A 12,061-nucleotide genomic window follows, 5' to 3' on the forward strand; every position below is an offset into this window, starting at 1 on the left:
TCGGCGTCGGCGTCACGTTCACCGTCGGAGTCGGGGTCACGTTCACCGTCGGTGTCGGGGTCACGTTCACCGTCGGTGTCGGGGTAACGTTCACCGTCGGAGTCGGGGTAACGTTCACCGTTGGCGTCGGGGTAACGTTCACCGTCGGCGTCGGGGTAACATTCACCGTTGGCGTCGGGGTGACGTTCACCGTTGGCGTCGCAGTTGGTGTCACTGTCGGTGTTGGAGTTGGGATCGGGGTGTCCGGCGGAACCAGGACACCGTCGATCACGTAGACCACGATGTTGTTCGTGATCTGGATCTGGGTTATGACAATGATGTTGTTGATGGTCAGCTGGCCGTCTTCGGTGAGCGAGACATTAACCTCCGAGCCTTCAACGGTCGGCAGGGAGATCTGCCCGTCGGTCGCGTTCTCGCAGAGCTGCACGAGCTCTTCGATCGTGTAGTCGCCCTGGATGACATGGTAGCCGAGGATGCTGTTTAAGAGCATCGTATCGCCCATGATCACCGAGACCGTCTGGTTGCCCAGCCCGGCAAACGCATCATCGGTCGGAGCGCATATCACGTAACTCCTGTTCTCTTCGAGTTCCTCGCCGATAGTGGAGTTGTTTAAGGCTCCAACGAACGTCGTCAGGTTCTCCTGGTCCGAAAGACCTTCGATGATCTGTTCGGTGATGTTCGCACCGGGTTCCGGCGTCGGCGTCACGTTCACCGTCGGTGTCGGCGTTACGTTCACCGTCGGTGTGGGTGTCACGTTCACCGTCGGAGTCGGGGTGACGTTCACTTCTTCGGTGGCCGTCACGTTGACCGTATCGGCAGCCAGCGGAATGATCGGCGTGTGGTCGTTGTTGACCACCTGGACCGAGAGGTTGTGCTCGCCCGCCGTCACGTTCTCCCAGGTGTAGGAAGTGTTCGCGGAGACGACATACTCGCCGGTCTCCGGGATGGCGGGTTCACTCTCGTTCGTCGGCACCGGCGCATCCAGGTAGTAGTGCAGGTGGCCTTCGCCCGGCGCGTTCTCCTGCCCGGTCGGCTCCACCAGCGTGAAGTTCGTGACGTTCACGCTCACCGTGACGTTCCCGGCAGTGACGTTGGCGCCCTCCATGGGCTCAACGATGGTGACGTTCGCTTCGGCGGCCGGACTCGGCGTCGGCGTCACGTTCACCGTCGGTGTCGGCGTCACGTTCATCGTCGGTGTCGGCGTCACGTTCACCGTCGGTGTCGGCGTCACGTTCACCGTCGGTGTCGGAGTCACGTTCACCGTCGGTGTCGGAGTCACGTTCACCGTCGGTGTCGGTGTCACGTTCACCGTCGGTGTCGGTGTCACGTTCACCGTCGGCGTCGGGGCCACAACCCCCTCAAGAACGGTCACGTTCACCGTCAGGGTATACGTGGCGTTCTCCAGGGTGTGCGACGGCGGCCCGTAGGAGTAGGTCAGGTTGTCCCCGTCGGAGAGGTTCGTCACCGCGGCTCCTGTCGTGGCCTGCTCGTCGTTCACCCAGTACGTCCAGTTGTTCGGAGTCTCGTTCACCACCTCGTTCTCGATATCCATGATCGATAGAATACTGAGGTTCCCCTCTTCAGGAGGCAGGTCTTCTACAACCTCGTAATCGAATGCTCCGAGAATCGAGGCGACGTCGAGTGCTCCAAGCACTGTTGTCTGCGCCACCTCGTAAGTCTCGGTGCTGTTTACCGGTGTGATGTTCACAGTCTCATCAGGATTCAGTTCGACAGGCCCTCCCCCAATCGAAGCTGCCATACTTGCAGCAGAGATTGATAGGAGAAGGACGATGCACAAACCGAACAATACAGGTCGTCTCATACATATCCCCCCTTGCGAGCAGGGGAATGAGCAAGGTAATATAAAAATATTATGATAATAATGCTCGAACGGCTGCCCGAAAAAATCACGCCCGGGATCCGGGCAATTCCCCCAACTCTCCCTTCATCCGGAGGCATCAACCTATCGCCGGAAGGAGAGGAGGACTATCCCTGAGATGCCTCCGATTCGCGTTCAGGACACTCCGGGGTCCGGCCTGCCGTTCGGGCAACCGGAACGAGCCGGCAACGTTTGCAGTTCGCGTTGCAATCAAAAAATGAAGAGGTGTTGCAGACCAGCGGCACATGCCGCCCTCTGCCGTGCTCTACATCACTGCACGACGCCTATCAGGCCACTCTGGTTCTCGGCCATCGTCGTGGTCGGCGTCTCCTCGGCCGGCATTGTGGTCGTCTCACCCATCGGTGCCGCGGTCTCGTTCCCGGCCGCCGTCACGTTCACGCCCGGCGGCACCAGCACCTGATCGATGATGTGGATCACGCCGTTCGTCGTGTTGATGTCCGCCATGGTGACGGTGGCGGTCTCGACCATGACTTCGCCGTCGGTGGCGGAGACGTTCAGGTCCTCACCGGCAAGCGTCGTGAGCGTGCTCATGTTCTCGCTCGCGGTCTCGTTCTCGCCGCCGAGAAGCCCGCTGAAGATGTCGAGCACCCCGCCTTCGGACTCATTTCCGGCAGTCTGGTTCTCCTGTTCGGTCTGGTTCCCGCCCATGCTGGAGATGTTCTCCGCGGTGTACTCTCCCTCGACAACGTGGTATTGCAGAACCATCGTCAGGTTGTCGGTCTCATTCATGAGCTGGTTCACGGTGTCGTTCCCGAGAGCGTCGAACGCCTCGTTGCTCGGGGCAAAGACCGTGTACGGGCCCTCGCCGTTCAGGGTATCATAGAGCCCCGCCACGGTGATTGCTTCGGACAACCTCGTCAGGTTCTCGTCCTGCTCAATGTAGGCGGCAATCGTCATGTTCGCCGTCTGGTTATCCATCTGCCCGGTCTCGCCCATGGGCGTCGCCGTTGCATTCTCGTCTCCGATTACCGCCGCCGTTACGGCAAACGGCATCGCCAGAAGAGCAAGAATGCACGCGCATAGAGTTATCCATCGTCTCATACTATCATCCCCCTTGGGAGAGGGGGAGGATATGCACTGAATTATATAAATCTTGCTATATTCGTAATAAAAATCCCGATGGTCAAACAGGCATCTTTGAGATATTTTTCTGATGCATCGGGCACCTTGACCATGACCGCCCGGGCGAAGCACGGGGCGTAAACCCCTCATCGCGTCCGGAGATGCCCTCCGTCTCCCGTACCGCCGGACGATCAATGGGCCTCCCGCCATCCTACAACCGCACCAGCACGGCCTTCTCCTCCGTGTACTCATCGAACGCCCGGCTGCCGTTCTCCCTGCCGATGCCGCTCGCCTTCGTCCCCCCGAACGGCACCTCCGGCGGGATCCTCAGGTGCTGGTTGACCCAGACGATCCCCGCCTCGAGTTCTTCCGTCGCCCGGGCGATCACGTCGGCGCTCCGGGTCCATACCGACGCCCCGAGACCGTAACGGGAGTTGTTCGCGAGCTCGAGCGCCTCGTCGATGCCGGAGACGGCGGCGATCGCCAGCACCGGGCCGAAGACCTCCTCGGAGAAGAGGACGGAATCGTGCGGGACACCGGCAACGAGCGTCGGCAGGAAGAAGAGGCCGCGCTTGTACTGCTCCCCTTCGGGCACCCGCCCACCCGCGACGATCTTCCCCTCGTCCCGCTCCCGGGCGGCATCGACGACATCGACGACCCGCTCAAGGCCCGCCCGGTTGTTCAGCGGGCCCATCCCGACGCCGCGATCCATGCCGTTCCCGACCACGATCCCCTCGACCCTCGCCGTCAGCCGCCGGACGAACTCGTCCGCGATCGAGTCGAAGACGTAGAGCCTCTTCACCGCCGTGCAGACCTGGCCGCAGTTGTAGAACCGTCCCCTGACAACCCCCTCGACCGCCGCTCCGATATCGGCATCAGCCGCGACAATCATCGGGTCGCTCCCCCCGAGTTCCAGCGTCAGCCGCTTCATCGCGGGGGCGGCGTCCAGGGCGACCTGCCTCCCGGTCCCGACCTCCCCGGTGAACGAAACCTTCCGAACGCCCGGGTTCCTCGCGATCTCCCGGCCGACCGTCTCACCCGGCCCGGTAACGACGTTTAAGACGCCCGGCGGAAGGCCCGCCTCACCGAGGATCTCCGCGAGCCTCATGCAGGTCAACGGGGCGGTCCGGGCGGGTTTCAAGACCATCGTGTTCCCCGCCGCGAGAGCCGCGCCTACCTTCCAGCCCATGATGATCGCCGGCATGTTCCAGGGGATGATCGCGCCGCAGATGCCGAGCGGGCGTCTCATGACCGTAACCCGGCCATAGCCCTTGAGGTTCGCGAACTCGCCCCGGAGCCCCGCCGAGAGGGCGTGGTAGTACTCGAGGATGTTTGCAAACCCGTTGATCTCGTCGACCGCCTCGCGGATGGGCTTGCCCTGTTCGGCGGTCAGGAGCGCCGCAAGGTCGGTGTTCCTGCGCCGGACCTCCTCTGCGGCGAAGAAGAGGATCTTCGCGCGATCTCTCGGGTTTTTCGCGGCCCAGTCGGGAAACGCCTCCCCGGCGGCCTCGATGGCGGACAGGACATCATCCTCGCCGCCGAGCGGCGCTTCATCGACCACGTCGCCCGTTGCGGGGTTGTGCACCGAAAACATCCTGCCGGAGACCGAATCGCGTCGCTCGCCGCCGATCATCATCTTCATGGGTGATCCTATGGATGGGAGGGGTAATATGCGCTCCGTCACCCGCGGTACTCGCACCGGCACCTGCCGATGGGGACGGCCACCGCCACCGCCATCCCGGCCAGCAGAAGGAATGCGGCCAAAAACCCGATCCCTCCGGCAACCATCCCGGCAATAGCGGAAAGAAACGTGAACCCGGCGTAGGACGCGGTGTTGAAGAGCCCGGTCATCACGCCCTGCTCGATCTTCGTCTCCGCGAGGAACGCGAGAACCGCGACGATAAACACGCCCGACAGGGCCCCGATGGCAGGGAAGGCATAGGGCGTGACGTAGCCCGCCAGAACCGCCGCCGCCATCAGGAGCGAGGCGGCCCGGATGGTCGGGGCAGGACGGAGGGCGAGACGGGGTGTGACGAGCAGGGCAACGATGGTCGCGATGTTGATCGTCGCGAGCTGCAGGGCGAGCACCGACGAGTCGTTCCCGGTGTACTCGGGGTAGACGGCCGCCACCGCCCCGGTCATCCCCACGAGAACGATCGCCGCGGCAAAGAGCCAGAAATAGTTCCGCACGATCCCTGCGAAATCCGCCTTCGCAAAGCCCGTGCGCTCGCTCTCCCGGACGACGACGCTCATTGCGGCCGCGGGGACCGCAAGCACCGTAAAGAAGGCAATCCCCGCAAGGTGGCTGCCGAAGGCCGCGTCAAGCCAGCCCGTCGCAAGAAGCCCCACGACCAGGCCGAGGTTCAAGGACGCCATGACGTAGCCGCTGAGGTGCCCGGCCGGAAGCTGCGAGTTCGCCCACGCGAGCGCAGCCGAGAGAAAGAGCCCGGCCCCGATCCCCTCGACCACCCGGAAGACGAGGAGCGGCAGGCCCGAAGGAAAGAGCAGGATAAGGACACCGCTTGCAAGGGTCAGGAGAAGCCCGGCGCGGATGAGGGGCACGCTTCCTATCCGGTCGCTTGCAAGCCCCGCCGGCAGCACCGTAACAAACGCGCCCAAAAAGTATGCGGAGTAGACCAAGCCCTGCAGTGCCGCCCCCTCGGCAAAATCGGGAAGCACCGGGACGACGGCGTTCGAGAGCGCCATCACCACGAATATCCCGAGGAGGATGGGGAGTTTTTGCAGCATTCCTAGATCATACGGTAGGTCTCAAGGTTCATGGGAGAATGCGTCTCGATACGGTGGCGCTTGTAGATGGAACTTGCAAGGTCGATGGTCTTGTTCTCGTCGCCGTGGATGGTGAAGATCTTCTCCGGGCGCGGCTGAAGGTGAGCAACGTAGTTCATCAGCTGTTTGCGGTCGGAGTGGCCGGAGAACCCGTCGCTCGTCGCGATCTCGAGGTTGATCACGATCGTCTCGCGCCAGCCGAGCGGGATCTCGCGCCAGCCCTTCTGGATGCGCCGCCCGAGCGTCCCGTCCGCCTGGTAACCGACGAAGATGAGCGAGTTGCGCTCGTCGGGGCCGAGAGCCTTGAGGTACTCCATCACCGGCCCGCCGTTTAACATACCACTCGTCGTGATGATGACGCAGGGATCGCCCGAGATCACCTTCTCGCGGAGACTCGGCGAGTCCACCTGGACGAACGCCTCGGAGAGGAAGGGGTTCAGCCCTTCGCGGAAGATCTGGTTACGGAGATCGCTGTTGAGGTACTCCGGGTAGGTCGTGTGGATCGCCGTCGCCTCCTTGATCATGCCGTCGAGGTAGATCTTCACCGGCGGAATCTTCTGCCGCCGGATACCCTCCTCAAGGGCGAGCATGACCTCCTGCGACCGCCCGACGGCGAACGCGGGGATGATCACCTTGCCGCCGCGCTTGATCGTCGTCGAGACCGTCTCGTAGAGCTTGTCCTCCGCATCCTTCCTCTGGGGCTGGAAGTCGTTCGACCCGCCGTAGGTGCTCTCCATGAAGAGCGCCTCGAGCCGGGGGAAGGACGAGACCGCCGGGGAGAACAGCCGTGACTTCTGGTAGTTGAAGTCACCGGTGAACGCGATGTTGTAGAGCCCCTCGCCGATATGGAAGTGCGCGATGGCCGAGCCGAGGATATGCCCCGCGTTGTGGAAGGTGAGCTTGACATCGGGTGCGATGTCGGTCACGCTGCCGTAGTTGAGGGTGATGGAGTGCTTTATGTACGTCTTCACCTCGTTCGAGGTGTAAGGGATCTTGTCCGTCTCCTTCCGGACGACGTCCAGATAGTCGAGCTGGAGCATCGCCGAGAGGTCCCTCGTCGGCGCCGTCGAGTAGACCGGGCCCTCGTAGCCGTACTTATAGAGGAGCGGGACGAGGGCGCAGTGGTCGAGGTGGGCGTGGGTGAGCACCACCGCATCGAGCGAGTCAAGGGGGTAGATCTCGGGCACGTAGAGGTACGGCGTCCCGTTCGCGGTGCTGCCCGGTTTCTCGCCGCAGTCCACCAGAACCTTGCTTTCCGGCGTCGATATCAGGAACGCGGCGCGGCCGACCTCGCGGCAGCACCCGAGCGTGGTGACCCGCAGCCACTGGTCCTTGCTCGTGACCTCACGGTGGATGCGGCGGCCGATCGCACGCAGAAACGTTTTGCGTTCGTCCTTCACCGACCGGAGATAGGTACGGATCTGCTTCACCGTCGAACTCTCGATGGGCGGCGTCCGGACAACCTTCGGTGTCCAGCCGATCTGTTTCGTGATCTCCCGGAGGGTCACCCCGTTCTTGCCGATGACGACGCCGGGCTTCTCCGCCTCGATCAGGACTTCGCCGGTTTCGGGGTCGAAGAAGAGGTCGGTGATCCCCGCGTTCTCCGGCACGACCGCCCGGATCTCCTGGGCGGCCCGTTCGGGATCTTCAAGGATATTCGGGCGCACGACGATGCGCTTTCTGAGATCGCGTGCCAGTATTTTTATCAGGTCCGCCTGATCGGCGAACTGTTTCGGATCATCGGTGTAGATGACGAGCTCGGGGCCTTCAAACTCGACGTTCGAGATCGTTATTCCACCGGGAACAATCTTGTTGATCTGCTCCTTAAGCTCCTGGAGTTTCTCTTCGATAACCATTAAAATCGTCCTAAAAAATATCAGGGTGTTGAGCGGGCCGCTGACGGTCTCTGCAACCCGCTCTCAATGTGTTCTTCGTATTTGTCCTTCGTGATCACGACCACCATGATATCCTCGCCGGAGGCGGAATCACGACGCATCGCCGATCGGACGGCACGGACAGCGATATCCTTCGCATCGTCCTCCTTCATGTCCGGGCGATACTGGTCTTCGAGCACGCCGTAAGCAAACGGCGATCCCGAGCCGGTGGCGACGATATCCTCTTCTTTGGTCGCCCCGCCCATGGCGTCGACGGAGTAGACGCTCGGTCCCTCGTCGTCGAACCCGCCCATCAGGAGCTGGACGTAGTAGGGATAGTAGCGGTTCTGGTTCAGGTAGTTCGAGAGCAGGGTCGATGCGGCACCGACAGACATGGTCCTGCCGCGGCGCATCTCGAAGAGGTTGCACTCGACCTGCAGGATCCGAACGAGTTGCTGTGCATCGCCGACGCCGCCTGCGGTCGTGAGGCCGATTCTCGGCGTGATCTGGTAGATCTTCTTCGCACGCTTGCTTGCGATCATGTTCCCCATCGTCGCTCGCATCTCCGTTGCAAGGACCACGCCGCCATCGAAGATCAGTCCTACTGTGGTTGTACCTTTCATAATCTCTTGGGAAGTATCAAGCATTGAAGCACCCCTAAAACCATTAAAACGCCTTATCTCGCTCAAAAGCGGTTAAGCGTATAGCGATATCATAAAACATAAATTTATCGTCGTACCGGGTCACGGCACGACAGGGATAAGCATCTGTATATTATATGAATGTTGCCCCTTAATTCTTTCGCACGGCCTGCTGGTCAGGCAGCAGGCAGCAGCACCTTGATCAACTCACGGTCGAAGAGCATGGCGACAAGCCGCTTGTTCCCGTTGACCACCGGGAGCTGGTCGACCCGGGCCCGCCGCATCTTCAGTGCGCATTCGCCGACCTCGGCGTTCAGGGGGACGGCAAGGACGTTCTTCACCATCGCGTTCTTCACGGGGATCGGAAGGAGCTGGATCTTGGAGATGCCGTAACTGATGGTGTGCATGTCCCGGATGCTCTCCCACGTCCATTCGTCGTCGTCCGTGCCGTTCGAGAAGTCGCTGACCTCGACACCGTCCTCGATGCGGGAATGCCTGATGAGATCCCGCTCCGATATGATCCCGGTGAGCGTGCCGTCCTCCATCAGGACGGGGATGGCGTCGTAACCCGAGATCTCGAGGATCCTCCCGACGAGCGAGAGGGGTGTCTCCTCCCAGAGGGCGTAGGTCTTGCTGACGTAGTTCTCCTTGATCGGGAGAGCGATGCGCAGCTGGGCGATGGCGCCGATGAGATCGGCCACGCTGATCAGCCCGACCATCGTCCCGTCCTCCATGACGGGAAGCCTCCTGATGTTGTGGCGCACCATCAACTGGGCCGCCTCCGAGACGGGGGCGTCCGGCCGGATGACGACCGGATCGGGTGTCATCAGGAGCCCGAGCTGGGTCTCTTCGGCCTTGCGGAGGAGATCCTTTCGGGTGATGATGCCGACGAGCTCGCCGTCTTTGAGGACAGGGACGCCGCTGATGCCCGTGCGTTTCAGGATACGCAGGACATCGTCCCGGTTTCCGGGGATCTCAACGCAGACGACGTCGGTTATCATGAAGTCGCGGACGAGCATCTGCTGCAGGGAGGTTATGATCTCACCACCGTTGTCGTGATGGGGCTGTTTTGCACCACGTAGTCGGTCACGCTCCCGAGCAGGAGCCGGTCGACACCGCTCTTACCGTAGGAGCCGAGAAGAATGAGATCGGCACCCAGTTCTTCGGCAAGAGAGATGATCTGGGATCCCGCGTGTCCCTGCCGGAGATGCGTGACGAGCGTAACTCCCGCCGCTTCCGCTTTCTTACGAGCTGCTTCAAGAACACCCTCTCCCTCTTTCTGCAAAACACTGTAGATGATCTCGAGTGTGTTGTCCATGGGAAGGGAAGAAAATAGCCCGGATTCGACCACATATACAACGTGAACTTCGGCTTTCCAGATGCCGGCCTCACCGAGAGCTGTCTCAAATGCCCGGTTGGCCGGTTCGGAGCCGTCCATAGCAACGAGTATCTTACGGAACATACACACCACGCAGAACAGACACTTCTTATCTGATTTCTATTGCATGGTTAAAACTGTTTGGCAAATAGATGAAGAATCCAGCCGTTTTACGATGGTCGCCCGGATGTCCTTGCTGAAGGAAATATTGTTTTTTAGCGGATTGATGACCAGGAAATTCGCTTTCTGCCCTTCCTCAATATATCCTGGCGCCCCCGCCAACCCGGCCCCCGACACCGCGGCGCGGAGGATCTCGTCGGGGCGCGCGCGGTAGACGGTCGCGGTAAACGCCATCTCCCGGAGCATATCGGGTTGAACGAACATAACGTTGTCCGTCCCGAGGTAGAGCCGGCCCCCGAGTTCGAGGATCCGCGTGATAGGCGGGCGGGCCGCCGACGCCGCGACCCCGAGCAGCCAGTTCGATCGCGGGCAGACGGCGACGGGGATGTCCATGTCGACGATCCGGCGGAGGTGCGCATCCGTCGCGTGGGTGCAGTGGACGAGCAGGTCGGGCTCGAACGCGAGCGCGTCGTCGATGTCGTCCGGGTTCTTCTCGCCCGCGTGGAAGGCGACGAGTTTCCCTCCCGCCCGCGCTTCCCTGACGATCTCTTCGGCGTTCGCGACATCGTGAACGCTGCTGATACCCGCGCCGTCGCTCACCTCCTCCCCGCCTTCGCGGCCGAGGATGACCGGCCGGCAGTCAAGCCCGGCCGCCGCCTCGCGGAGCGCCGCAACCCCGTCGGGCCCGCCTTCCCTGAAATCGGCGAACCCGGTCGTCCCGGTCGCGAGCATCGCGGTGATGCTCGAACGCATCCCCCGGACGAGTTCGGCCCGCGGGGTCGCCGCAAGGATCCGGTGTTTCAGGCCGTTCGGGGGCTTGACGAGGTCGGCAAGGCTGCCCCGGGCGGGGAGATCCATCGCGACGGTGTCGCCGAGATGCGTGTGGGCGTTGAAGAAGGCGGGTACGATCCACCTCCCGGGCGTCCGGGAAGCGGGCTCTATCGAGGTGACGATCCCCTCCGAGACGGTGATGGCGACGTCTTCTTCCCGGAGGTCTTCACCGAGGAGCGCACGCCCGGTGACGACGTAGGGTTTGGCTTCCTGCATAGTTGATCCTCTGTTTTATATATTGCAAAGGAGAATATTTTGGTATGGCGAAGAAATCTGGCGGAAGACTGGTATCCTCTGCCGGCCTGGTCAATTATTACGACAGTGACGATCACCGGGCCATCCATATCAGCCCGATAACCGTTGTCGTGATAACCGTCGTGATCGGAGTGGCAGTCTTCGTTCTCAATGCCCTCTTCTAATCCTTTTTGTTCTCCTTCAAAGCAGTCCTGATGATATCTTCCGCGGGCATGAAGTAGACGTTATCGTGCCCCTTCCAGGTCCGGCAGTTCCGCAGCACCACCGCGGGCACGCCCTGGTGGCTCTCGCCCATGACGAAGTTCGCGAAGGCCGCGATCTCATCGACGACCGCTTCTTCGGTGATCTCGAGGACGTGGCCGAAGAGGTCGGTGTCGCCCCGGTAGTCGTCGATGGCCGTCATGCCCGCCCAGCCGATGGCGATGCCGGTCTGGCCGCGCCGGAACGCCCGCCCGCAGGTATCGGTGACGATAACCCGGACGTTCTTGCCGGTGATGCGGCGGATGGCGTCCCGGACTTCGCCGGCAGCCTCCATGGGGTCGGGCGGAAGGATGACGATCAGGCCGTCTTCGACGTTGCTGTGGTCGACGCCCGCCCGTACGCCGATGTGGCCGGACGGCAGTTCGGAGAGGATGAACGGGTGTTCGAGCAGGATATCGGTGGAGGAGTCCAGCACCGCCTGTACGAAGCGCGGGTCCTCTTTCGTCTTTGCCGCGATCCGCACGGCGTCCGGACCGGGGACGATCGAGGCGAGTTCGCGGGTGAAGCCCTTTGCCTTCGAGTAGACGGACGAGGCGACGGCGAGGATGTCCCCGTCCTCGAACGCGACCTTCTCACAGATCAGGGCGGGCAGATCGTCTCCTCGCTGGATCAGGGGAAGGTCCCGAACACCGATTACCTGGATATCCATTGGACTCACGGATCAGTGGTCGTCTCCGATTGCAGAAAAATGCTCGGGTTTGCTCGCAAGGGGCTCTGACGAATTGGGGAGATTATGGGCGCAGGGAGGGGGTGCGGCGTTCTGATAGGAGTTCAAGAAGGGCGAGGACTTTCGCTGTGCGACGGACGGGACGCCCGGAGCACGAAAAGGCCGAAGGCCTTCGCTGCGTGAATGATAAAATGACTGAAGCGAGGAAAAAGCCCGGTGCAGTGGACCGTGGTGGCTATCGCCATTGGGGGAGGGGCTGACGGGGAGGGGGAGTATTCCCCCCTC

The 12,061-nt window shown here is 61.9% G+C and carries 11 protein-coding genes; 1 reads left to right on the plus strand and 10 read right to left on the minus strand.

Annotated elements, in window-relative coordinates; genetic code table 11:
* The 9 genes from EI28_RS11255 to EI28_RS11295 form a co-directional block, all read right to left on the minus strand.
* The coding region (locus EI28_RS11255) for a fasciclin domain-containing protein (protein WP_231476782.1) at positions 1-1,759 on the minus strand (1,759 nt) is incomplete at its 3' end.
* 390 nt (positions 1,760-2,149) lie between these two features.
* Positions 2,150-2,893, minus strand: coding sequence for a fasciclin domain-containing protein (locus tag EI28_RS11260; protein WP_231476783.1), 744 nt, complete (start codon positions 2,891-2,893; stop codon positions 2,150-2,152).
* 280 nt (positions 2,894-3,173) lie between these two features.
* Entirely contained in the window at positions 3,174-4,604 is a 1,431-nt protein-coding gene (locus tag EI28_RS11265) for an aldehyde dehydrogenase (protein WP_048114918.1), read from the minus strand.
* A 38-nt stretch (positions 4,605-4,642) separates the two neighbouring features.
* A complete protein-coding gene (locus EI28_RS11270) occupies positions 4,643-5,710 on the minus strand; it encodes an MFS transporter (RefSeq protein WP_048114920.1) in 1,068 nt (355 codons plus the stop codon).
* Between the two features lie 2 nt (positions 5,711-5,712).
* Positions 5,713-7,605 (minus strand): beta-CASP ribonuclease aCPSF1, encoded by a 1,893-nt coding sequence (locus tag EI28_RS11275; protein ID WP_048114922.1) that lies wholly within the window; start codon positions 7,603-7,605, stop codon positions 5,713-5,715.
* A 20-nt stretch (positions 7,606-7,625) separates the two neighbouring features.
* Positions 7,626-8,270, minus strand: coding sequence for an archaeal proteasome endopeptidase complex subunit beta (psmB, locus tag EI28_RS11280; protein ID WP_048114923.1), 645 nt, complete (start codon positions 8,268-8,270; stop codon positions 7,626-7,628).
* A gap of 170 nt (positions 8,271-8,440) precedes the next feature.
* A complete protein-coding gene (locus EI28_RS11285; RefSeq protein WP_048114924.1) occupies positions 8,441-9,283 on the minus strand; it encodes a CBS domain-containing protein in 843 nt (280 codons plus the stop codon).
* A gap of 14 nt (positions 9,284-9,297) precedes the next feature.
* Positions 9,298-9,726, minus strand: a complete 429-nt coding sequence (locus EI28_RS11290; RefSeq protein ID WP_048114925.1) for a universal stress protein — start codon at positions 9,724-9,726, stop codon at positions 9,298-9,300.
* A gap of 36 nt (positions 9,727-9,762) precedes the next feature.
* Positions 9,763-10,809 (minus strand): amidohydrolase family protein, encoded by a 1,047-nt coding sequence (locus EI28_RS11295; protein WP_052379739.1) that lies wholly within the window; start codon positions 10,807-10,809, stop codon positions 9,763-9,765.
* A 44-nt stretch (positions 10,810-10,853) separates the two neighbouring features.
* Here EI28_RS11295 and EI28_RS11300 point away from each other — a divergent pair, with 44 nt between their 5' ends.
* Positions 10,854-11,012: a preprotein translocase subunit Sec61beta gene (locus EI28_RS11300; protein WP_048114927.1), complete on the plus strand. Its 159-nt coding sequence runs from the start codon at positions 10,854-10,856 to the stop codon at positions 11,010-11,012.
* Here the strand turns inward: EI28_RS11300 and EI28_RS11305 are convergent.
* On the minus strand, positions 11,009-11,758 hold the full coding sequence (locus tag EI28_RS11305; RefSeq protein ID WP_048114928.1) for a coenzyme F420-0:L-glutamate ligase: 750 nt from the start codon (positions 11,756-11,758) through the stop codon (positions 11,009-11,011). The genes EI28_RS11300 and EI28_RS11305 overlap by 4 nt on opposite strands.
* Positions 11,759-12,061: the final 303 nt, after the last annotated feature.

It is taken from the genome of Methanoculleus sp. MH98A, from assembly GCF_000691865.1.
Lineage (GTDB): Archaea > Halobacteriota > Methanomicrobia > Methanomicrobiales > Methanoculleaceae > Methanoculleus.